Annotated in this window: 25 protein-coding genes; 10 read left to right on the top strand and 15 right to left on the bottom strand. The window is 57.3% G+C overall.

Features of this window, described 5'->3' with window-relative positions; translation table 11 throughout:
• Positions 1–111: 111 nt before the first annotated feature.
• From BR48_RS0103215 to BR48_RS26105, 4 genes are all read right to left on the bottom strand, one after another.
• On the bottom strand, positions 112–540 hold the full coding sequence (locus BR48_RS0103215; protein ID WP_027229985.1) for an EVE domain-containing protein: 429 nt from the start codon (positions 538–540) through the stop codon (positions 112–114).
• Complete coding sequence (locus tag BR48_RS0103210; protein WP_027229984.1) at positions 537–917, bottom strand: VOC family protein; 381 nt, start codon at positions 915–917, stop codon at positions 537–539. The genes BR48_RS0103215 and BR48_RS0103210 overlap by 4 nt, the downstream gene beginning before the upstream one ends.
• Positions 918–984: 67 nt before the next feature.
• The gene (locus BR48_RS0103205; protein ID WP_027229983.1) at positions 985–1,674 is read right to left on the bottom strand and encodes a YafY family protein; all 690 of its coding nucleotides are present in this window, start codon (positions 1,672–1,674) and stop codon (positions 985–987) included.
• Between the two features lie 775 nt (positions 1,675–2,449).
• Positions 2,450–2,728 carry a hypothetical protein gene (locus BR48_RS26105; protein ID WP_155810801.1) on the bottom strand — a complete coding sequence of 93 codons (279 nt, stop codon included), beginning with the start codon at positions 2,726–2,728 and terminating at the stop codon, positions 2,450–2,452.
• A gap of 157 nt (positions 2,729–2,885) precedes the next feature.
• Between BR48_RS26105 and BR48_RS0103195 the strand changes: the two genes are divergently transcribed.
• Together BR48_RS0103195 and BR48_RS0103190 are read left to right on the top strand one after the other, a co-directional pair.
• Positions 2,886–3,338, top strand: a complete 453-nt coding sequence (locus BR48_RS0103195) for a cytochrome c (RefSeq protein WP_027229981.1) — start codon at positions 2,886–2,888, stop codon at positions 3,336–3,338.
• Between the two features lie 10 nt (positions 3,339–3,348).
• Positions 3,349–4,281 (top strand): cytochrome c, encoded by a 933-nt coding sequence (locus BR48_RS0103190; RefSeq protein ID WP_027229980.1) that lies wholly within the window; start codon positions 3,349–3,351, stop codon positions 4,279–4,281.
• Between the two features lie 10 nt (positions 4,282–4,291).
• On the opposite strand, the gene BR48_RS0103185 is transcribed toward BR48_RS0103190, so the two are convergent.
• From BR48_RS0103185 to msrB, 3 genes are all read right to left on the bottom strand, one after another.
• Positions 4,292–4,627 (bottom strand): hypothetical protein, encoded by a 336-nt coding sequence (locus tag BR48_RS0103185; RefSeq protein WP_027229979.1) that lies wholly within the window; start codon positions 4,625–4,627, stop codon positions 4,292–4,294.
• 111 nt (positions 4,628–4,738) lie between these two features.
• Positions 4,739–6,844: a S9 family peptidase gene (locus BR48_RS0103180; RefSeq protein WP_027229978.1), complete on the bottom strand. Its 2,106-nt coding sequence runs from the start codon at positions 6,842–6,844 to the stop codon at positions 4,739–4,741.
• An 87-nt stretch (positions 6,845–6,931) separates the two neighbouring features.
• Positions 6,932–7,336, bottom strand: a complete 405-nt coding sequence (gene msrB / locus BR48_RS0103175; RefSeq protein ID WP_027229977.1) for a peptide-methionine (R)-S-oxide reductase MsrB — start codon at positions 7,334–7,336, stop codon at positions 6,932–6,934.
• A gap of 398 nt (positions 7,337–7,734) precedes the next feature.
• Between msrB and BR48_RS0103170 the strand changes: the two genes are divergently transcribed.
• On the top strand, positions 7,735–8,172 hold the full coding sequence (locus BR48_RS0103170) for a MucR family transcriptional regulator (protein ID WP_027229976.1): 438 nt from the start codon (positions 7,735–7,737) through the stop codon (positions 8,170–8,172).
• A 57-nt stretch (positions 8,173–8,229) separates the two neighbouring features.
• On the opposite strand, the gene BR48_RS0103165 is transcribed toward BR48_RS0103170, so the two are convergent.
• The gene (locus tag BR48_RS0103165) at positions 8,230–8,538 is read right to left on the bottom strand and encodes a cytoplasmic protein (protein ID WP_245273374.1); all 309 of its coding nucleotides are present in this window, start codon (positions 8,536–8,538) and stop codon (positions 8,230–8,232) included.
• Positions 8,539–8,743: 205 nt separating this feature from the next.
• Between BR48_RS0103165 and BR48_RS0103160 the strand changes: the two genes are divergently transcribed.
• Positions 8,744–9,196, top strand: a complete 453-nt coding sequence (locus BR48_RS0103160; RefSeq protein WP_027229974.1) for a helix-turn-helix domain-containing protein — start codon at positions 8,744–8,746, stop codon at positions 9,194–9,196.
• Complete coding sequence (locus BR48_RS0103155) at positions 9,196–9,987, top strand: DUF6456 domain-containing protein (RefSeq protein WP_027229973.1); 792 nt, start codon at positions 9,196–9,198, stop codon at positions 9,985–9,987. The genes BR48_RS0103160 and BR48_RS0103155 overlap by 1 nt, the downstream gene beginning before the upstream one ends.
• A 3-nt stretch (positions 9,988–9,990) precedes the next feature.
• Here the strand turns inward: BR48_RS0103155 and BR48_RS0103150 are convergent, their stop codons facing one another.
• The gene (locus BR48_RS0103150; RefSeq protein ID WP_027229972.1) at positions 9,991–10,416 is read right to left on the bottom strand and encodes a SufE family protein; all 426 of its coding nucleotides are present in this window, start codon (positions 10,414–10,416) and stop codon (positions 9,991–9,993) included.
• Between the two features lie 228 nt (positions 10,417–10,644).
• Entirely contained in the window at positions 10,645–11,112 is a 468-nt protein-coding gene (locus BR48_RS25390) for a DUF5330 domain-containing protein (protein ID WP_051614509.1), read from the bottom strand.
• Positions 11,113–11,486: 374 nt separating this feature from the next.
• Between BR48_RS25390 and BR48_RS0103140 the strand changes: the two genes are divergently transcribed.
• Genes BR48_RS0103140 through BR48_RS0103130 form a run of 3 tightly spaced genes read left to right on the top strand, consistent with a single transcriptional unit; the run spans position 11,487 to position 14,510 of the window.
• Positions 11,487–13,301 carry an ATP-binding protein gene (locus BR48_RS0103140; protein ID WP_051614508.1) on the top strand — a complete coding sequence of 605 codons (1,815 nt, stop codon included), beginning with the start codon at positions 11,487–11,489 and terminating at the stop codon, positions 13,299–13,301.
• Complete coding sequence (locus BR48_RS0103135; protein WP_051614507.1) at positions 13,276–14,148, top strand: peptidoglycan-binding protein; 873 nt, start codon at positions 13,276–13,278, stop codon at positions 14,146–14,148. The genes BR48_RS0103140 and BR48_RS0103135 overlap by 26 nt, the downstream gene beginning before the upstream one ends.
• Before the next feature lie 14 nt (positions 14,149–14,162).
• Entirely contained in the window at positions 14,163–14,510 is a 348-nt protein-coding gene (locus BR48_RS0103130) for a DUF1491 family protein (protein ID WP_027229969.1), read from the top strand.
• 35 nt (positions 14,511–14,545) lie between these two features.
• Here the strand turns inward: BR48_RS0103130 and BR48_RS23665 are convergent, their stop codons facing one another.
• Entirely contained in the window at positions 14,546–15,499 is a 954-nt protein-coding gene (locus tag BR48_RS23665; RefSeq protein WP_036813241.1) for a hypothetical protein, read from the bottom strand.
• Between the two features lie 171 nt (positions 15,500–15,670).
• On the opposite strand from BR48_RS23665, the gene BR48_RS0103120 reads away from it, so the two are divergent.
• Positions 15,671–15,865 carry a hypothetical protein gene (locus BR48_RS0103120; protein ID WP_027229968.1) on the top strand — a complete coding sequence of 65 codons (195 nt, stop codon included), beginning with the start codon at positions 15,671–15,673 and terminating at the stop codon, positions 15,863–15,865.
• Positions 15,866–15,909: 44 nt separating this feature from the next.
• Here the strand turns inward: BR48_RS0103120 and BR48_RS0103115 are convergent, their stop codons facing one another.
• Complete coding sequence (locus BR48_RS0103115) at positions 15,910–16,308, bottom strand: VOC family protein (protein WP_027229967.1); 399 nt, start codon at positions 16,306–16,308, stop codon at positions 15,910–15,912.
• Positions 16,309–16,518: 210 nt separating this feature from the next.
• Here BR48_RS0103115 and BR48_RS0103110 point away from each other — a divergent pair, with 210 nt between their 5' ends.
• Positions 16,519–16,689, top strand: coding sequence for a hypothetical protein (locus tag BR48_RS0103110; RefSeq protein ID WP_155810800.1), 171 nt, complete (start codon positions 16,519–16,521; stop codon positions 16,687–16,689).
• 170 nt (positions 16,690–16,859) lie between these two features.
• On the opposite strand, the gene BR48_RS0103105 is transcribed toward BR48_RS0103110, so the two are convergent.
• From BR48_RS0103105 to BR48_RS0103095, 3 genes are read right to left on the bottom strand one after another with little or no spacing between them, the layout of a single operon-like run.
• On the bottom strand, positions 16,860–17,405 hold the full coding sequence (locus tag BR48_RS0103105) for a hypothetical protein (protein WP_027229965.1): 546 nt from the start codon (positions 17,403–17,405) through the stop codon (positions 16,860–16,862).
• Complete coding sequence (locus BR48_RS0103100) at positions 17,398–17,982, bottom strand: DUF1214 domain-containing protein (RefSeq protein ID WP_027229964.1); 585 nt, start codon at positions 17,980–17,982, stop codon at positions 17,398–17,400. The genes BR48_RS0103105 and BR48_RS0103100 overlap by 8 nt, the downstream gene beginning before the upstream one ends.
• 37 nt (positions 17,983–18,019) lie before the next feature.
• The gene (locus tag BR48_RS0103095; protein ID WP_027229963.1) at positions 18,020–20,173 is read right to left on the bottom strand and encodes a penicillin-binding protein 1A; all 2,154 of its coding nucleotides are present in this window, start codon (positions 20,171–20,173) and stop codon (positions 18,020–18,022) included.
• Positions 20,174–20,345: the final 172 nt, after the last annotated feature.

Here is a 20,345-nt window from a genome sequence, read left to right as displayed (position 1 = left end):
CGAAGCGGGTGAGCGCTCCTCAAACCATCGTCAATAAAAAACTTTCAACAAGCGATGATTCTCACAACTATCCAGGCAGCAAGATCGCTAGTCACACAAACGGCCCCGTTCTCACGGGGCCGTCTTGTTTGTCATGGCCGCTTCAATCAGTGCAAAATCACCAGCGCTGATCTGAAGCAGGCCGAAGCGCAGTTGGGCGCCCCAGTTTGGCCTGCCCGCAGTGAATTCAAGCTTGTCGAGCAGAGGACGTATCGACGCTGTGTGTGCTTCGTCCCAATCGACGTCACGCCGGGACGGGACGAAGCCATTTCCCATATCGAAATTGTAGGGATCGCCGGTTTTTACAGTACCAATGGCCGTGAATGATTGCAGCCCGTCCTTGCTGCCGAGTATTTCAGTTGGCGAATAATAGGCGACATGATCCCCGGCCTCGATACGATTCAATGGTGCAATCTTGCCGTGGCAAACCTGCATGAAGCCGCCCTTGAGCCCCCTGCGGACGTGGTCGGCCGATGCGACGGCGATCCAGTGCCGGGTCATTGGGTAGCGTCCTCCGCCGGCGCATAGACGCGCAGACGGTGTCCGTCCGGATCAAGCGCGACGAAACTATATCCAAAATCCAGCCGTGTCGGTTGTTGAGCAATGGCGAGATCGCGGTCTATCCATTCACTATACAGCGCTTCCAGCGCCGCATCGCTATCGACGCCGAAAACCAGTTCGCTCCCGCCAGCCTGTTCGGTGGGTGCCGGCAGGACCTTTTCGCGCGACCACATTGCGAATTTGAGGCCCGAATCGAGGACAAACATCGCAAAGTAGGAAGACTCCTCTACAGGGTCTCGATCGAACAATTCGGCATAGAAATGCCGGCTGCGTTTTGCATCCTTCACATAAATCAGCATGAAATTGGGATTTAACACTCTTGCCTCCTGTTTGACGGGAGCACTCTAGCCTCAACTACTGTCAGTTTTTGGCAGTAGCAGACGCTCAATCCAGCGGTTGTATGCCTTCGGCCTCCCGCCACTGTTTGATGAGCGCATGGCGGCGTTTGGGATAGCGTGTATCCGTGGTCTGAAGGGCCAAAATCCGGTCGGCGCGGAAATGGCGATTGTCCTGACGCAATTCGCACCAGGCGACAACGACACGGACGCGATCAAAGAAACCGAGAGCGAAAGGCCAGATCAAACGGCGCGACTGTGTTCCATTGCCATCGCTGTAGGTGATTTCAAGTTTGCGTTCTGAACGCATCGCTTTCCTGACCGCGGCGAGGTCGATCGTATCCGGCGAAGAACCCGGTGGGCCGACGAGTAGGGCCGAGGAATTGACATCGCTGCGCAAGTCATCCGGAAGAACAGCGACGATCTTCGATAGTGCGTCTCGCGCGGCAAGCGCCAGTCGTTTGTCTGGCTGCTTTTCGACCCAGCGGGAGCCGAGGACCAGCGCTTCAAGTTCGTCTTCGGAAAACATAAGCGGCGGCAACATGAAGCCCGGACGCAACATATAACCGAGACCCGGCTCGCCTTCGATATGCGCGCCCTGCGCCTGAAGCGTAGCGATGTCGCGATAGAGCGTACGAATACTCACGCCGGTCTCATCGGCGAGCACCTTACCACTTACCGGACGGCGGTGGCGGCGCATGATCTGGATAAGGTCGAGCAGGCGTTTTGATCGGGACATTGCAAAATCTCTCTGAAATATCATGCCATATTTTGTCAGTATCCGCACCAGATGGCGTTTGACGCGCGCCGACACGCTTAAAACTCTATTAACCCTAACATTCCGGCGCACAATGGCTGAGCGAGTTATCACTCTGAAAACATTAGGATATTCGCGAATTGGACGAGAAATTGTAACAGTCTCAAAATAACGACTAGCAACTAATTGGGAAAGCAAGCCACAAACCGCTCTGATCTAGTAAAAATAATAAAAATAATCGGCGTAAACGGAGGTTAACCATGAAAAAGTGTGCATATATTGTTATTGTGGGGTTGTTGAATTGCGTTGCATTTTATTCAAATTCTTTTGCTGCTACGCAAGCTCTGTCGGTTTCGCTTGAAATATTACCGTCAAAGAAAATAATCAAAAGAACGTCTGAAGGTTCGCTTCGAAACCGTCCGAACGTCGTCACTTACTATTCGCCCAATTGGAAGCGTGGCCGCCCAGGGATAGCAGGGTTGAGCGCGCGGCATGGCCGAGACAATGTCACATATGTGAGCAAATTGACTCGATAAGTGATCGCGGCGGATCGATCCAATCTCTGACACATTCGTTATTCATCCAGCGTTCAGGAGCTATGCCTAAAGTCTTAGGCTCCACATATTGAACACGTTGAAGCCAACTGAAGCGGCTTTCACTGGAGGAATGATGCGAAAATTGATTTCGGCCATATGTGCCACGCTTATTTCGTTTGGAACGGTCGGTGGGACCGGAATCGCAAGCGCTGCGCCAGTCGCTATTGAACGGCCGGTCGATGCCACTCGTGCCGGTGTTCCAAACCCGAATGTACAACCGGTCCATGATCGCTGGGACCGCCGAAACTATCGTTGGGAAAGGCGTCATCATCGTTGGGATCGCCGGTGGGATAGACGCTGGGATCGCCGTTGGGACCGTCGGCACTATGGCCGTTGGGATCGTCCATACCATCGCCGCTGGGATCGCCCGCACTATCGCGGGTGGGATGATCGGCGATACAATCGCGGGCGTTACTATCGTACCGGCGTCTACTTTTCACTCTGAGACGCACAAACCCCGGCCAAGTGCCGGGGTCTTTTCAACAAACGAAAAGTTGATCGAGCGGTACGGGTGATTTTCGCTGCCGTTGATCTAGAGTGCCAACCGGAAACCCTTGAAGCCAAACCATATTTAGCCACAAGAGTTGGGAGACACCCATGAATAGACTGATCGCTTTGACTGCGACGCCGCTGTTTGCCGTCGCTGTTTTTTCGATGTCAGCGCATGCAGATCCGATCGCCGACCGACAGGCACTGATGAAGGATCAGGGCAAGACCGTGGGTAGCATCACACCGATCATCAAGGGCGAAAAGCCTTTTGACGCCCAATTGGTCATGACCGCGCTGAAGCATCTGAACGAGGATGCGCAGAAAATCGATATCGCGACACTATTCCCGAAAGGCTCCGAGACGGGCGGCAAGACAACAGCCTCGCCGAAAATCTGGGAAGACAGCGCTGGTTTTGAAGCGGCCATGACCAAGTACAAGGCCGACGCCGCCAAGGCAGCAGCCGCCGAGCCAAAGGATCTCGACAGCTTCAAGGTCGTCTTTAATCAGGTGACCGAGAATTGCGGTACGTGCCACAAGGCATTTCGAATCAAGAAAGACTGAGACCGTATCGATGATGCGCAGGGCCGCGCTCATCGTCATCTTGCTCGCGGTCATCGCTGGAGCGGGTTTCTGGTATCTTACGGCGCCCGTCCGGCTTGATCCGTCACAACTTGCCGAGGTGACACCCGGCGATGTTCAGCGCGGTGTAAAAGTGTTTTGGCAGGGCGGCTGTGCTTCTTGCCATGCAGCACCGGGCTCAAAGGGTGATGGACGGCTGGTCCTGGCCGGCGGCGTCAACCTGGTCACCCCGTTCGGGACCTTCGTGACGCCGAATATATCCCCCTCAAAACAGGGTATCGGCGATTGGTCGTTCGAGGACCTCGCCAATGCAATGATGGCTGGCGTTGCGCCCGATGGCCGGCATTTCTACCCAGCGTTCCCCTATACGTCCTACGCGCGCATGCAGCCACAGGACGTTGCCGATCTTTACGCCTACCTCAAGACTTTGCCGCCTTCGGACAATGTTTCCGGTCCGCACAAACTCGGCTTCCCCTTTAATGTCCGGCGTGGTCTGGGGCTCTGGAAGCGGCTTTATCTTTCGCCGAAACCCGTCCTTGCCATTGCCGAGGCGACGGATGCGGTGAAGCGCGGCCAGTATCTTGTTGAGGGTCCCGGACATTGTGGCGAGTGTCACACACCGCGCAACGCCATAGGCGGGCTCGACAAGGGCAGATGGCTTGCGGGGGCCAAGGCGGCAGAAGGCAAGGGCGTCGTCCCCAACATTACGGACGGGGAGGGCGGCATCAGCGATTGGTCGGAGAAGGACATCGCTTACGCCCTCGAGAGCGGTTTCACGCCGGAATTCGATTCGCTTGGAAGTTCCATGGCCGACGTCATCCAGAACATGGCCCAGATCGATGCGTCCGATCGTGAGGCAATCGCCGCCTACTTGAAGGCAGTGCCGCCGCACCCGAATGGCTATCCGGCTCCGGCGCCACAGTGAATACCAGCGATCAGCGCCGTTCGCAGCGGATCAGAACAGATGGGCCATCATTATATTTGCTGCGCATCGTATAGAGCCAGCCCTGGCATTCCTGTAACGAAGTGAAACAACGGACCGCAAAGACGGGCGCTTCATCGCCGCCAAACGAGATGATCGGATTGTCGGTCGTGCCTGAATAATAGCCGATGATGATGCCGGAGCCGCGCGGCGGCGTATTGCATCGCCGCCCGGCATATTCGCTTACATTCTTGAGTACGGCCGCCGCACGATCAATGTGGGCAACGGCGAGAAAAGGTTGGGCGGCGAGCCCCATAGCAGCCAATAGCATGAGCCTGCTTTGTAACATTGCAAGAAACCTCCGTGGCCAACACAGCAATTATACTCAATCTGCCGCAACATTGCGCGGTCGTTTCATTGAGCAACGGCACGGGGCACTCGGAAGTTTCTGCGATGGTGTTCACATTTGTGTTTTTCCGGCGAGCTTCAGCGCGTAGGCGTACACATAGGCCACCTCTTCCAGACGTGAGAAACGCCCCGAAGCCCCCGCATGCCCGGCTTCCATATTGATGCGGAAGAGTACTGGGTTGTCGTCGGTCTTGAGCTCACGAAGTTTGGCCACCCACTTCGCTGGTTCCCAATAGGTAACGCGCGGATCAGTCAGGCCCGCGACGGCCAGAATTGGCGGGTAGGCCTTGGCTTCAACGTTGTCGTAGGGCGAATAGGAGGCCATATATTCATAGTCGGTGGCCGAAGTGATCGGATTGCCCCATTCCGTCCACTCGGGCGGAGTCAGTGGCAGCGTATCGTCGAGCATGGTGTTGATTACGTCGACGAATGGCACCTCGGCGATGATGCCGCCGAATGTATCCGGCGCCATGTTAGCGATAGCGCCCATCAGCATGCCGCCGGCCGAACCGCCTTGCGCGACGATGCGGTCGTGGCTCGTGTACCCTCCGGCTACGAGGTGCTGTGCAGCGGCAATGAAATCGGTAAACGTGTTTTTCTTGTTGAGCCGCTTGCCGTTCTCATACCAGTCATAGCCCTTGTCCTTGCCGCCGCGAACATGCGCAACCGCGTAGATAAATCCTCGGTCGGCAAGCGAGAGGCAATTGGTATTGAAACTCGCGGGTATGCTGATCCCATAGGAGCCATAGCCATAGAGCAGGCACGGTGCTGTGCCATCGATCCTGGTGTCGCGATGATAGACGATCGAGACAGGTACAAGTTCGCCGTCGGGGGCAGGGGCCAGCAAGCGACGCGTCACATAATCCTCAGGATTGTGCCCGGAGGGTACTTCCTGCGTCTTCAGCAAGGTGCGCTCGCGAGTACGCATGTTGTAGTCATAGACCTGCGTTGGCGTGGTCATTGACGAATAGGAGAAGCGGATGACGTCGGTGTCGTACTCGGCGCTTCCCTCGAGACCAAGCGCATAAGCTTCCTCGTCAAAGGCGATGGCGTGCTCTTCGCCGCTCTTGCGATCGCGAATGAGAATACGCGGCAGACCGTTCTCGCGTTCAAGCCAAACGAGATGGCTGGAATAGGCGGAATGACCAAGGAGAAGACGTCCGGATTTGTGCGCGACCACTTCGGTCCAATTCGACTTTTCGGGCGCGTCCACCGGAGCGCTCATGATCTTGAAATCCTTGGCGCCCTCATCATTGGTGAGGATGTAAAACACGTCGCCGCCTTCGGTGAGACTATATTCGACGCCCGGCTCGCGCCCTGCAACGAGTTTTGGCTTGGCGGTCGCGTCGTTGGCGGGGATCAGCCATATTTCTGACGTCTGGTGATCGTGAATATCGACGAAGATGAAGTCGTTCAGCGAGCTGCCGCCGACGCCGAGGAAGAAGCCTGGATCCTTTTCCTCATAAATGAGGCGGTCCTCGCTCTCCGGTTGGCCGAGTTCATGATAGTAGAGACGCGATGGCCGGTGATTGGCATCGACCCGCGTATAGTAAAAGCCATTGGATTGCGCATTCCATACACCGCCGCCGGTCGTGTCGCTCACGCTGTCGGTCTGGTCCTGAAGCTTTGCCAGGTCGCGTACCTTCAGCGTGAAGAACTCGGAGCCCTTGTCGTCGTATCCCCAGATCATCTTGTTGTGATCGGGCGAGTGATCGGCCGACGCGAGACGGAAATAAGGCTTGCCTTCGCCTTCGAGATCGCCGTCGAGCAGCATGGTCTCATCGCCGCCATCGCGCGGCGTGCGGAAAAACCGCGGCTGTTGGCCACCAACCTTATAGGACGTGCCATATGCATAGGGACCATCTCTCGAAGGTACTGACGAATCGTCCTCCTTGATCCGGCCTTTCATCTCGTCGAAGAGCCGCTGCTGAAGCGGTTTGGTATCTTCCATCAGCGCTGTCTGATAGGCGTTTTCCGCTTCGAGATGCTGGCGAATTGCCGGATCAAGCGTAGCGGGATCGCGAAAAACGTCCTGCCAGTTCTCGGCCCGCATCCAACCATAGTCATCGACGCGGGTAATCCCGTGGCGTGTGTCGGAGACGGGCCTTTTTTCGGATTGAGGTGCAGCAAGAGCGGGGAAGCGCGAAGCGTTGGTCATCTAAAAACTTTCATGGTTACCGGCGGGAGCGTCCCGCGGGCGGAAATACCCGTTCACAAACTATGTGCAAGAAACGCCGGAGCCGCGTCAATCCTCATCGAAGACGAGCGCATTGCCGTTCATGCAATAGCGCACGCCCGTAGGCGGTGGCCCATCGGGAAAAGCGTGGCCGAGATGGGCGTCGCAGTCCGAGCACTTTATCTCGGTGCGCAGCATGCCGTAGGAGCGGTCCTCGACAGCAAAAACGGCCTCAGGCTCGATGGGCGCGTAGAAGCTCGGCCAACCTGTGCCCGAGTCATACTTTGTCTCGGAGCGGTAGAGCGGCCGGTCACAACAGACGCACTTGTAGGTCCCCTTCAACTTGCTGTCGAAGTTCGGACTGGAAAAAGCACGTTCCGTCCCGTGATTTCGCGTGATCTGGTATTGTTCGGATGTCAACTGTTCACGCCATTGTGCGTCCGACTTGACGACCTTGAATGTTCTTGTGGTCATTGAGGGTTCCTTTTTACGCCAGATGTAGGCATGAACACTAGAATCGGCAATATCTGTTATTATAGAATGCTTGGGACGCGGATCGTTGTTCCTCATTTTTGCCATTTTTTGTCTTAGTGGTATGCCGCAAATCGCTGTCAGCATTCCCTAAGTGTTGTCGCACCTGTGGCCGGGCCCTGGCTTTCTTGCGTCCATCGTCGTTTGCGTCCTGTTAATCTCTATTCACGGGATTATTTGAAATATTTCTTTTTTGAACGAAGTATTGATTTGACAAATAAAATGCGTTCCGCAATAGAGTGTCATCAAAGGCGTTGGAGACCTCGCGTGTTCTCGACTTTATATTGGTGATTTTAATCTACCTACCGAGATAAAAAAATAGACGAAGGAATTGGACTTAGATGACCACGTTCGACAATTCAAACACAACTGCCGGCGACGTCCTGCTTGAACTCACTGCCGAACTGGTTGCTGCCTATGTCAGCAACAATTCGGTGCCAGCCGGTGACTTGCCTACTCTCATCGCCGACGTTCATGCTGCGCTCGGCCGAGTTGGGGGCAGCGTCGAAACAGTCGTTGCTGTTCAGGAAAAGCCGAAGCCGGCCATCAACCCGAAGAAGTCCGTTGCGGACGACTACATCGTCTGCCTCGAAGACGGCAAGAAGTTCAAGTCGTTGAAGCGTCACCTGATGACCCACTACAGCCTTACGCCGGAACAGTATCGCGAAAAGTGGGATCTGGACCCGTCCTATCCGATGGTCGCTCCGAACTATGCAGCAGCGCGTTCGCGCCTGGCCAAGAACATGGGCCTCGGTCGCAAGCGCAAGAAGGCTGCCTGATCGACCAAGGGCATATGCCACGCAGACGGGACGGCGCCGCATGGCGCCGTTTTGCATTCAAGCGGTGCGGATCTGTTTCTCGGGCTCGCTGCTGGAAAGCGATACTTTTAGCGTTTCAAGCGCCTGCTTCAGGCCAATATGGCGGTTGAGATCATAGCTCCAATGGCCTGCGGCGCCCTTGAGGCGTTCGCGTTCGATCAGCCGCTTCAGTCGCTTGCACAGATGTTCCTTCTTCGCCGCGTCAAGCAAGAGAACCATACTCAGATCCTCGCCACAAAGAATTTGCAGCGCAAGTCGCTGGCGAGCATCGCTTGTCTCTTGCTCCTGCGATTTTAGAAATGCGATTTTCTGTCTGTTCCAATCGATCGCCGACACGCTTTGTCCCCTATGTTGTGGATCAAACGAGTATGCGCGATGACGCTGGGTGTAGGATTTGTGTCCTCGCTTTTGGAGATTGAAGGCAAAAATACGATGTAAGTACAGATCCTTAAGATAGGCTGTCAGGAAAACTTATCCACGCACTTGAAGGGTCCAATATAAGAAGATATTCCTATTAGAAATTGGAGCCAGGATGTCTTCGAGTTTGCTCAATCTGATCCGTTCCGCCCCTGAGGCCAAGGCGATGATCCACTCGCTTCGGCCAAGGCGCGGTAAACCGAAGGTACCGGAGCTTGTGTCCATCGACGAGGAAGCGCCTCTCGACGAGCGGCTGCTCCAGGTTTGCGATGGCCTCATCGATATTCTTTCGACGCTTTTCAATGTGAGCGGCCGCGAACTGCGCTCACATTCACGCTGCGAGCGCCCGGTGGCAAGGGTTCGGCAGATCGGCATGTATGTTGCGCATGTGACGCTTGCTCTGACCATGAGTGAGGTAGGGCGCGCCTTCGGCCGCGACCGGAGCACGGTGAATCACGCGTGCCATCTTATCGAGGACATGCGCGAGGAGCTGGAGTTTGACCATATTGTCCAGACGATCGAGAACATCGTGAAGGTCGCGTTCATGCGCGACGGGACGGTGCGCTGATGAGAGCAGCGAACGACAAGAGCCGCGAGTTGCGACTGTTGCGCTTCCTGGCAAAAGGCCCGGGTTTAGTTGTCGATCAAGCCGGAAATGGGCGGGTGATGTTGGAAAGCTGCGAGCACGGCGCGATTTCGGTCGAGCATGCCGCAGTCAAATCGGCACTAAGCAACGGCAGCGCGACACTGCGCGGAACGGAACTTTCCCTCAGCGAAGCCGGCAAAGCACATTTACGCCGGGTCGTCTTATCGGACGATCCTTTCGCCGGCCAGCATCGCGAAGAGACGACGGTGGTCCTCGCTGACCGACATGGCACATCCCAGGTACGCAGCAACCAGAGTGAATCGCCCCTTGCCACGCTCCGCAAGCGCAAAGATGCCGGCGGAACGCCCTTTATCAATGACGAAGCGTTCAAGGCGGGCGAACGGCTTCGCGCGGACTATACGATTGGCAACCTGATGCCCTCGATCGGGGCAAATTGGGACGTGACGGGCAGCGCCTCGCGTTCAAACGGCGTCCTCGAAATCACCGATGCGGCGCTTGCTGCCCGTCAGCGTGTTGAGCGCGCACTGGAAGCGGTGGGGCCGGAGCTTTCCGGCGTCCTGGTCGACGTTTGTTGCTTCTTGAAGGGGCTGGAGCTTGTCGAACGGGAACGGCAGTGGCCCGTCCGTTCGGCAAAGCTGATTTTAAGAACGGCGCTTGCTGCGCTTGACCGTCACTATCATCCGGCAATGCCGTCACGGCACAGCCAGCGCATCATTCACTGGGGAACAGAAGATTATCGGCCGGCACTTTGAAGTTTACGCTGTGGCGAGGGCAGCCTGCGCTTCGCTGCGGATCCGGCCGATCATGGCGCGCAGGCCATTCGACCGCTGCGGCGTGAGATGCTCGTCGAGCCCAAGCTTTTTCAGGATGGCGTCGGGATCGATCGCCATGATCTCCGATGCGCGCTTGCCCGAATAGAGCACCATCATGATGGCGACGAGGCCGCGAACGATATGCGCATCTGAATCGCCGAGAAAATCAATGACAGGATCCACGTCGCCATTCAGGGAGCTTTTCAGCCAAACCTGGCTGACGCATCCTCTCACCTTGTGGGCAGCATCGCGGGCGGAGTCGGGATAGGGCTTCAAGTCACGCCCGAGATCGATGACATAGCGATAGCGATCTTCCCAATCATCGAGAAAATCGAAATCAGCAATAATGTCGTCGATTGTCTGTGCCATGCCTTGGATCCTTTCAAGGCACATATAGGCAACCTGGCGGCAAACGTCACGGGATTAGAGCACGTCTTGCCTAGATAAAAACAGTTCTGCTTCTCGGATGGCGAGACAATCCACGCGGAAGGTTGTTGTGCGCCAGCCGGATTCTTGGGAGGGCAGGGTGAATTTGCCCTAAAATCCATCGGGCTCCGGTATCGTCCGATGGATGAAACGTTAGCCTCGCCACGCCGGCTAGTTACGGATGACTGTACCGGTCTGCGCCTTCTTGTCGACACTGGGCGACGCTTCGCTCTGGCGGTCAGCGGCTTCGATCAATTCGCGCAACGCGAGTTCGCGCAATTTCGCCTTGATGGCATCGGCGCCTGCAACGGGCTTTGCGTCGCCATGAGAAGCGGCGACCGCTGCATCCGGCCGGGGCACGTCCTTGCCGAGTTGTGTGTCGAGATAGTCGTAACCTGCCTTGGCAACGTCGCCGGCGCGTTCGCCGGCATTGGCGAAGGCGGCTTTACCTGTCTCGCAGGCCTGCGGCTTGCGGTTGCAGAAATCACCAAGGTCGACAATGGCTTCCCGTGCAGCCGTGAAAGCTTCGAGCGGACCAGGCTGGTTTCCGCCGTGCTCGTCCTTCGCCGGCGGAATGAACAGCGATACCAGCATCATCCAGAAGCAGAACTTGATCGCAAATCTGATCAGGAAACCCATTCCTTTTCCTTTGCCCGATCCCTAGTGGTGGCGTTTTATGGGATAAGCCTGCCACACAACCGGCAAGAACTCGTTGCGGCAAACCTCCGAATTTGAGCGATCATAGAAACGAAGGATTAAGAATTCTTCGAAGCGGAACTGCATACTTACGATTCGAAAGGAAGCGCGGCGGCCAAGGGCAACCCTTCATTTACCATGCCCGCCACAATCGCTCAAAACGGGACACAACCGGCCGGGGTATGGTCCGCTTTATCCTTTCCTTAAAGCCTCGTCTGCAAAAGTTAACGCCGACAAGAATGTTGCAAGCGACATTCGGAAAATGACCGCATTTCATCCGGCTTAGGCCGGAACGTGCGGAAAGCAGGAAAAAGCTGGTGCCGATTCATTCCGTCATTCGATCCAGTATTGTCGAGACCTATGAACGTCTCTGCAAGCGCTGGGTAAATGCATCCGTCGTGGACGCGGCGGAACGAGCACGCGACGCACGCATCGCCGGCAGCATGTTTGCGATGCCGATACTGCTGGCGGTAGCCATGCTGACAACTCACCCTTTGACGAATGATATCGCAGTCATCGTGAGCCTCGTCGTTGGGGTTCTGGCATTGCCGATGATCTTCTGCGGCGCGCTTTCGATTTCGCGAAAGAGCGCGACTGTCGGCACAGCTGCGCTAATTGCTTATGGCGCGGCGATTACCGCCATCAGCGTCAGCGCAGGATCGGCCAGCCTGCTTTTGTGGCTGATGACGGCCGCGATCCCGCTCGAGACATGGTTCGTCCATAAATCCAGGACTGCGCTGGGAGTGGCCGGCTGCACTGCGGCAGCAGCCCTTGCTGTCCTTTCGATTGTGGCATTCCAGAATGGCGGTTTGGTGGCCCTTTCTGCGCCTGTCCTTCTCGCATCGCTTGGCTATATGGGCATCCTGGTGGCCCGGACCGGCAATGCGCTTACCCGCCACGCACGGTCGGCACGCCGCGACGATCGCATCGCCGATCTCGAAAGCGTCATCGAAGGTGTAGTGATCAAGCTTGCGATCGATGGAACGATCGAGTGCCTTTCGCCGCGGGCGCAAGAACAGTTCGGCATTGCGCGCAACCTGCTCATCGGCACAGCTTTGATGGAGAGAGTGCACGTTTCGGACCGTGTGCAGTACGCAAATTTCCTCGCGGATCTGAAGGGAGGGGCGCCCGTCGCCACCGCCGATGTGAAGCTGCGCAGCGTCGCAGCCGGCGAAACGTCGAAGCATGAGCACACTATCCGCTTTGCCACGCACCATCTGCGGGCGGTTCCGCACAGCGAAGGCATGGGTTTCCTCGTGATTGCCACGGATATCGCCCAGGCCGTTGCCGACAGGAACGCACTTGCCCATGCGCGCCGCGAGGTTGAAACCGCTGAAATCGCCAAGAGCCGGTTTCTTTCCTCGGTCAGCCACGAATTGCGCACGCCGCTGAATTCGATCATCGGCTTCTCGGACCTGCTGCTTCAGGAAATCTGCGGCAAGCTGCCGGATTCGCGCCAGCGCGAATATGTGGAACTGGTGCACCGTTCGGGAACACATCTCCTTTCCGTTGTGAATGCCATCCTCGACGTTTCGAAGATCGAAGCGGGGACCTATCCCATTGTCACCGAGCGTTTCGCCTTCAAGGATGCCGTGACGATGGTCCATGACATGATGGCGCACCAGGCCGCGCAGAAGGGCGTTACTCTGTGCGACCGTGTCAGCCCGCGGGTCGGGACCGTAGTTGCCGACCGCCGCGCCATCAATCAGGTGCTGATCAATCTCGTATCGAATGCTGTCAAGTTCACGGAGAGCGGCGGCGTGGTTACGATCGATGCGCTCATCGAAGATGAAATGCTGGCCTTCTCCATCAGCGATACGGGGATCGGCATTCTGGAAGCTGACCTGAAGACGCTGGGCCAGCCCTTCCGGCAGGTTCAGAACGATTACACGCGCAAACACGAAGGCACCGGTCTTGGTCTTGCGACCGTCAAGGGCCTCGTCGGCCTGCATGGCGGCAGCCTCAACATAAAGAGCACTCCCGGCGAGGGCACTGTCGTCGACGTGCGCATCCCGCTCGAAGGTCCGCAAATGGAAGATCACATCGAGGATGAGGCGGCAAACGTGGTCGAATTCAGGATTGATAGCGATATGAGGGGAGGTTCCCATGCCGAAACCCGTAAATCGGCCTAAGAAGCGGCGCGCGCCGAAGCGCGGACGGGTAACGATGGTTCTGCTGGCCGCCGGCGGGTTGGTGGCGAGCAATCCGGCCATCGCCGGCGGCACGACCGCCTTCCTGGTGACGCTCGGCTTCATCTCTGCCAATGCACTCTGGTATCAGCCGCATGTGCATGATGGCGTGTTCTTCCGCACAAGGCCGGAGCTCGTTTTCAAGCCGATCAAGCAGCAAGCGAACCCGCTCGGCAAGGCATCCGATAACTCAGACCATCAGCCAGCGGATGCGCCGATCCGCAAGGTGACGTCGGTTCCCGTTCCCCAGAGCCAGGATCCGATTGCCGCCGCCATCAACGGCGATCCGGTGCTGGCGCCCGGCGGCGATCCCGAGGTTGCCAAGCTGCAGCAAAAGCTGCTGGCGCTTGGGCTCTACACCGGCACGGTTGATGGCATTTCCGGCAAGGGTACCCGGGCGGCTATCGAAGCCTATCGCAAGGCAGCCGCCGAAATCGGCATCGATACCGAGGCAACTGTCGATAAGCCCAGCGAAACGACGGCGAGCATTGCGGTTCCGGCTAAGAAGCCGGCCCAGACCGAAGAAGCGACCGTTCAGAAAATATCGACAAATCCCGCGCAGGATGTCGCCGCGAGCAGCACAGCAGGCGGCCTTTCCCCCGCCGAGATAGTGCGCGTGCAGGCGGGCCTGCGTGCATTCGGCAATGATATGGTGGAGATCGATGGCAAGGTTGGCGCATCGACCAAGGCTGCCGTAAGCGAATTTCAGAAACTGTTCCGACTTCCGGTGACGGGAGAGCCTGATACGAAACTCCTTGCCAAGATGCAGGAAATCGGCCTGATCAACTGATTGGAGCCTAAAAAATGCGTCTTACATCAGAGTTCTGGGTTTCGGCGCTTTTGCGCCGCGTCAACAATAGCGGCGCGTTCGCGGCGCTCTCCAACAAGGGCGCTGCCGAGGCGGGTGCGATCTTCATCAAGTTCCGCAATGCCGACGGAACCTATGACCTCTTCGGTCCGGCGCCGCAAATGGCCTATGACGAAACGAAGCCGCAGGAGCGGTTGTTTTCTGCCCTCAGGCAAGGTGTGGAAGAGACCACAGCCGATGCCGACCTCGAAAAGCAGAAGCGCTGGGACCGTGATCTTTGGGTCGTCGAGATTGAGGACTACCGCGATGATCGCGCCGGACTCTTCCCGATTGCTCCCGAGTAATTTGGCGGTAGAGCGCTTCTTGGATAGGAACCGCTCTAAGACACCCGGCGTCCGCCGTCTTCGTAATCCTCGGCCATCTCGCGCAGCTTTTGCCGCAGCTTTTCCGAGTTTTCAGCGGTTTTCCAGCGATCGACGGTCGTCTGCGCCTTGTCGCGGTCGATCTGGCGATAAGACTGGATAAACAGGCGCAGGGATCGCAGATCCTTGTGCACCAGGCCGAAGAGCCCGGTAAGGACCAGATGTGCCGCTTCCGCTGAAAGGCCAAGCGACGCCAGAGCGATGGTCAATTCGGCATTCAATCCGTGGCCGGTGATTTTTCGTGCCGTCTCGACATCAAGGTTAAGCGCGATGGCCAACTCCCGTTCGAACGACATCGTCTCGTCAAGCAGTGCAGCATCGACAAGGTGGTTGGCGAGCGTGCCTTCATCGGACAAGGCAGCATCGCGCATCAGAGCCTTCAGCGCTTCGCGGGTTTCGCGCAGCCGGGGCGATTCTGGCGCGACCGCTGCATCAGCAATCGGCGCATCGTCGTCGAGGTCGAAATGAGATTTGATCTCGAGCGCATTGTCTATGGCCGTATCCTTGAAGCTGCGCAGGACACCCAGAAGTTGCGGATCATCCGATCGCCGGCGGGCTATGACCCGGGCGTGCGAGATCCCCTTGTGGGTTATGATGTCGATGAGGTCCTTTGGCGTGAGCAGCGGCGAGCGCAGCAATAGCGTTGCCGAGATATCGATGTCGTCCTCGGCAAGGGCCAGGATCAGGCGCTTCGGTGCGTGCGGAATTTCCGACAAGGCAGCAGCCGCATGGCGACGGACGCGCGGCGAGGCGAGGGCGAGCAGGGGAACGGCAAGGTCTTCGAGTTGCTGTGCGTCGCTCCGTGCTGGCCTTGCGATGCAGCAGAAAGCGGTAATCGATGCGGTGAGGAGATCGTCAGCCTTGCTGCCGCCGTTGCGGTCTTCAAGCGCCCGAAACTCAGGATACTTCACGAACACACTCCACTCGGAACACAACGCGGTTAAACAATGGCTAAAATTAGCCGCCAAGCGTTAGCAAGCCGTTAACCATCGGTATGTCTAATGAAATTATGGCGCAGTTCTTGCGCGCGTAGGCATCGGAGTATCCAGGGAGACCAACCAGAGACCGATACGGATGAAGTCATGGGATTTGTCATAGCATTTCCAGGCAGCACCACCAGCAAGCGCCGGCCTAGCGCAGAGATAAATCGGCACCACCAGGCCGAAATCACGATCTTTCCGGGCGTGCGCTACGAACGCTATGCGCCTGAGCCGCCAAAGCGCGCCAAACCAAAACCAAATCGCAGGTTCCTTGATCCGGCGCCCCAGCCGGTGTAGTCGGCACAGCGTGATACGATAGTTTAGGATCTGCACTGAGCTCGCTATTCGGCTGATTTGCAGATTGCCTCAAGATGATATCCGTTGGGGTCGATCAGATAGGAGGCAAAGTAATTCTCTCCGTAGTGAGGGCGCAAACCGGGCGCTCCGTTGTCACGGCCACCTGCAACTATTCCCGCTTGGTGAAACAGCACAACAGCCTGTCTGTTGGGAGCTGCGAATGCAAGGTGAAAACCTGCCCAGGGCACAGTCAAACGCTCCGCTGTAAGCTTGATGCAGAATTTGTCACCACCGCCGGGTAAGCCGTACCCGATGGCTTGATGGGGATCGTTCGGAGTTAAATCCTCCCAGACACGCACGTAGCCAAGCGCTGTTAGAGCAGCGTCGTAGAATGTGGAAGCGCGCTCCATATCAGGAACACCGAATGAAATATGATGTAACATTTCCAAAGTCCCAAACGAGTACTAGAACGATTATGCAGAATGCCACAATGCCGGCCCCCCCAAGCAACTTTCTCGTAGGGTTGGTGCGATCGCAGGACAGGCAGCAGACAGAGCCACCAGAATTACGTGAACTTGAGGAGAATTACAGTGCCAAGGTACATCAGTCTATACGAGAAAACTGGAAATAATCTCGTTAACCGGATGAACCTTATGCGCGACGATCACGAGTTTTTCCAAGCGTTATTTGGTAATCCCATCGATGATCCTCTGGTGTACGATAGCTATCGAATAGATGAGGAGATCAACCTTAAAATTTTCCATAAGATGAGCGTCATGGTCGATATTGTTACCTATGATTGCTACGTGGAGTTTGCAGCGTAGAGTGACAAATCGTTGGAACTCTTGTTTAGGCTGCAAGAGGCAGAAAAACTCGTCCAGCTCAGGACAATCGACGTTTTCTGCTGCATGTCCTGCGTGTTCGCAACATCCGCAGCGTTTCCAGCATTGGCAGCGGCAAAACTACGCCTCCATACTTTGCCAACAGGCCCTGGTTAAAGCAGCGGCGTGCAGGCCGCGCTGTCAAGAAACGCCGTTACCTGGCTCTGCCACGAGGCGTCCGGTATGAAACTGCGCACGACCACAAAACCCTCATCCATGTCCGCTTCGATAAGGACCGAATTCTCGGCGGACTCGGGCTTGGTCTTGTTGAGCTCGATCATTTGCAGGGGCGTTGCCACGACAAGGTCGAGCTGGTCGGCGATCGCCGTGCGGTCGTTGATCGAATAAAGGTTTTCGCCTTGCCGATTGTAGACTGAAATAGACCAGTAGGGTGTCGTTCCAAGGCCGGTAATGTGCGCGGGCAGATCCGTGATGTCGAAGCGGCAGACGGATGCCTGGAACAGCGGATCGAAGGCGAGGGAAACCATCCCCGGCGCTCCGTCGCGGGTGACGCGATGGAACTGCCAATCGTCACCGTAAGCGGCGACCCGGGACCAGCTGTTGCGGTCGGAGTAATAGGGCACCAGCAGCACCACCACGAGGTGGATGAGGGCGGCACCGACAAGGCCAAACAGGATTGCACGAAGAAACCTAGCCATCGCACCCGATCCTCGTAACCGTCGGGAATGCCATATTGACCAGACCGGAATTGCCGGCGATCGGAGTGTCATAGAGCGTCATGACGAGCACCATGCGTCCGCCGCCGCTAGTGGCCAGCCAGTTGCCCGGTTGCGCCGTCGGCGAAACGCTGATGCTGAAACCGCCATCATCATTGCGAAATATCTGCCGCGAGTGCAGCGCTGGGAGTTTGTCCTTGCCTGGCTCGAGCGAGGTCAGAGCGCGGTCTGCGGCATAAAGCGTCCAGAAACGGGTGTTGGGCGTATTTCCTTCCACCTTGTACGTGCAGCGCCGATCCAGCGTTTTGCCCTCGTTGTCGCTATAGGCGTAGAAGACGAGGCCCTCGGTGCCGCCGAGCGGAAAGGCGCCTTCGCGCGCCGCCCGCGCTTTCGCATAGGGATCGGAGAGCGGCGTGCCCGCGTCGGGATGCGCCGTCCATTGTCCGATGGCGAGCGAACCGAAGCCGTCGAATCGGCTCACCGCATACCATGCGCTCAGCGTTCCGCCGCCGACGGCAATCACAAGCGCAAGGAGGGCAAGGAGAACATTGCGAAGCATGAAGACGATGACTACACGGGCGTGCTCGGGGACGCAATCAAAGCACCGAGACCTTTTCGGGCGGGACCGGCAGTTTCAATTGCGGGGCGGCTTTCAGGGCCTGTCCGATCTCGCGCACGGCCGTAGCGGTCGCCCCTGAAAGGACCCGCGGCCGTTCGATGGCGGTCAGGGCATCGGCGTCATCGTCGGCGGCCTTTTGCTTGGCCTCGGCGACCTTCTCCTGTTTCGGCATGGTCGGGTCAATCCCTGGTATGGCCTTGAGTTCGATGTTCTGATGCGCGTAGTTCATAAAGCGCTGCCAGGTCATTGCAGGAAGGATGCCGCCCGTGAGTTCCTTGGTCGGGGTGAAATTATCGTTCCCGAACCATACGGCTGCCGTGTAGTTGCCGGTGAATCCGACGAACCAGGCGTCACGATAGCTCTGCGTCGTGCCAGTCTTGCCGGCAACGCGCGTCATGGATAGCGCCGCACGCCGACCGGTGCCCCATTCCGGCACCTGAGCCAACATGATGTTCATATTGTTGTTGGCCGTCTCGGAAAGAACGCGGTGCGGTTTCTCGCCATCCTTCTTCCAGTCCCAAAGCACGTCGCCATTCTGACTGAGGATTTGCGTAAAGGGATGCCGCATCCCGGCAATGCCCCCGGTGGCAAAGACGTTATAGCCGGTCGCCTGATCGAGCACCGTCATGCCGGATGTGCCGAGGACCATGGTCTTGTGCGAACTGATCGGCGATTCGACCCCCATTGCCTTGGCGAGCGCAACGATGGGCGCGGTCGTCAGGTAGTCCTTGGCAAGCCGGACGGGAACCGTATTGATGGATTTGACCAGCGCCGTCGTCAGGTCGATCTTGCCGAGATATTGCCGCGAATAATTCTGCGGCGACCAGTTGCCCCAGGAGACGGCGCCGCCGGACACCAGCGTCTTCGGTGTCATGCCCTTTTCCATCGCGGCGGCATAGACATATGGCTTGAACGACGATCCCGCCTGACGCTGCGCCGCAGTCGCGCGGTTGAACTGGCTTTCGCCGTAGTCGCGTCCGCCGACGATTGCCCGCACAGCGCCATTGTTTTCAAGTACGACGATGGCCGCTTGCGTGACGTTATATTCCTTGCCGTACTGGCGAAGGTGATACTCCGCTGACTCTTCGGCCGCTTTCTGGATGCCCATATCGATCGTCGTCCGCACGACGAGCGTATGTGTCGGCAACTTCTGGGCGACCTTGCGGACTTCATCGAAAGTCCAGTCGAGGAAATAGTCCGGACTTTCGGACCGGCCGCGATCGACGACGGTCGCCGGGTTGCGGCGGGCGCCGACCACCTGGCCTTCGGTCATCAACCCACCCTGGACAAGGTTCGTCAGCACGACATTGGCGCGGGCGCGGGCCGCTGGCAGGTTTACGTGCGGTGCATATTTGGCGGGCGCCTTGAAGAGGCCGGCCAGCATCGCGGCTTCCGCAAGATTGACGTCCTTGATGCTTTTGCCGAAGTAGAACTGCGACGCGGCCGCGATGCCGAAGGTGCCACCGCCCATATAGGCCCGGTCCAGATAGGTCTGGAGGATTTCCTTCTTGGTGAGGTTCGATTCGAGCCAAAGGGCAAGGAAGGCTTCCTTGATCTTGCGGTCGAGGCTGCGTTCGTTGGTAAGGAAAAGGTTCTTGGCAAGCTGCTGGGTGATCGTCGAGCCGCCCTGCACCACGGAATTGGCGCGCAGGTTTTCTGTCATGGCGCGCGACAGGCCGAGGAAATCAATGCCGAAATGATCGAAAAAACGCCGGTCCTCGGTGGCTAGGACCGCTTTGATGACGTGATCCGGCAATTCATCGATAGGAACGGCGCTGCGATGGAGAATACCGCGCTGGCCGATCTCATTGCCATAGCGGTCGAGAAACGTCACCGCAAAGTCGTCGCGCGTGCGCCAGTTCTTCTCGGTTTCGTGAAAGGCGGGAATGGCAAGCGTCAGCATGACGACCGACCCCGCGGTGCCCCAGGTAAAGCCTTCGCCCAGCAATTCTATGACGACGCGACGCCAGCCGGTGACATGGAACCGGCGAAAGAAAATCGTCGTATCTTCCCAGAACTCGACGAGGCGAAAACGCAATTCGTAAAGGGTTGAATCGATCCAGGCATCAAGGCCCAGCAGCGGCGAGACCTTGAATCGCTTCCGTTCTTTGCCTGGCCTGGGCTCTTCCATGAGTTCTTGCCTGCCCTACGCTTGGCACGTCCACCCTGATTGGACATGGTGTAGCGGATTACATTTAACAGCTTCTTAGGACGGCTGTTTTGCAGAGATTATATGGTGGCTTCTTAGACTAAAGAATACCGCTTTTATGACTAAGGCCACAAGACGCGGCGAGCCGCGCAAG

Origin of the sequence: Phyllobacterium sp. UNC302MFCol5.2 (genome assembly GCF_000686005.1) — a bacterium.
Classification (GTDB): Bacteria; Pseudomonadota; Alphaproteobacteria; order Rhizobiales; family Rhizobiaceae; genus Phyllobacterium; species Phyllobacterium pellucidum.
Note: the sequence above shows the minus strand (reverse complement) of the source record. Positions and strands in the feature narration are given on the sequence as shown.

Bases quoted from the DNA above. Each gene is read 5' to 3' on its own strand.
- BR48_RS0103215 (WP_027229985.1), bottom strand. From the start codon at position 540: ATGACCCGGCACTGGATCGCCGTCGCATCGGCCGACCACGTCCGCAGG.
- BR48_RS0103205 (WP_027229983.1), bottom strand. From the start codon at position 1,674: ATGTCCCGATCAAAACGCCTGCTCGACCTTATCCAGATCATGCGCCGC.
- BR48_RS0103195 (WP_027229981.1), top strand. From the start codon at position 2,886: ATGAATAGACTGATCGCTTTGACTGCGACGCCGCTGTTTGCCGTCGCT.
- BR48_RS0103190 (WP_027229980.1), top strand. From the start codon at position 3,349: ATGATGCGCAGGGCCGCGCTCATCGTCATCTTGCTCGCGGTCATCGCT.
- BR48_RS0103185 (WP_027229979.1), bottom strand. From the start codon at position 4,627: ATGTTACAAAGCAGGCTCATGCTATTGGCTGCTATGGGGCTCGCCGCC.
- BR48_RS0103180 (WP_027229978.1), bottom strand. From the start codon at position 6,844: ATGACCAACGCTTCGCGCTTCCCCGCTCTTGCTGCACCTCAATCCGAA.
- msrB (WP_027229977.1), bottom strand. From the start codon at position 7,336: ATGACCACAAGAACATTCAAGGTCGTCAAGTCGGACGCACAATGGCGT.
- BR48_RS0103170 (WP_027229976.1), top strand. From the start codon at position 7,735: ATGACCACGTTCGACAATTCAAACACAACTGCCGGCGACGTCCTGCTT.
- BR48_RS0103160 (WP_027229974.1), top strand. From the start codon at position 8,744: ATGTCTTCGAGTTTGCTCAATCTGATCCGTTCCGCCCCTGAGGCCAAG.
- BR48_RS0103155 (WP_027229973.1), top strand. From the start codon at position 9,196: ATGAGAGCAGCGAACGACAAGAGCCGCGAGTTGCGACTGTTGCGCTTC.
- BR48_RS0103150 (WP_027229972.1), bottom strand. From the start codon at position 10,416: ATGGCACAGACAATCGACGACATTATTGCTGATTTCGATTTTCTCGAT.
- BR48_RS25390 (WP_051614509.1), bottom strand. From the start codon at position 11,112: ATGGGTTTCCTGATCAGATTTGCGATCAAGTTCTGCTTCTGGATGATG.
- BR48_RS0103135 (WP_051614507.1), top strand. From the start codon at position 13,276: ATGCCGAAACCCGTAAATCGGCCTAAGAAGCGGCGCGCGCCGAAGCGC.
- BR48_RS0103130 (WP_027229969.1), top strand. From the start codon at position 14,163: ATGCGTCTTACATCAGAGTTCTGGGTTTCGGCGCTTTTGCGCCGCGTC.
- BR48_RS0103120 (WP_027229968.1), top strand. From the start codon at position 15,671: ATGGGATTTGTCATAGCATTTCCAGGCAGCACCACCAGCAAGCGCCGG.
- BR48_RS0103115 (WP_027229967.1), bottom strand. From the start codon at position 16,308: ATGTTACATCATATTTCATTCGGTGTTCCTGATATGGAGCGCGCTTCC.
- BR48_RS0103110 (WP_155810800.1), top strand. From the start codon at position 16,519: ATGCGCGACGATCACGAGTTTTTCCAAGCGTTATTTGGTAATCCCATC.
- BR48_RS0103105 (WP_027229965.1), bottom strand. From the start codon at position 17,405: ATGGCTAGGTTTCTTCGTGCAATCCTGTTTGGCCTTGTCGGTGCCGCC.
- BR48_RS0103100 (WP_027229964.1), bottom strand. From the start codon at position 17,982: ATGCTTCGCAATGTTCTCCTTGCCCTCCTTGCGCTTGTGATTGCCGTC.
- BR48_RS0103095 (WP_027229963.1), bottom strand. From the start codon at position 20,173: ATGGAAGAGCCCAGGCCAGGCAAAGAACGGAAGCGATTCAAGGTCTCG.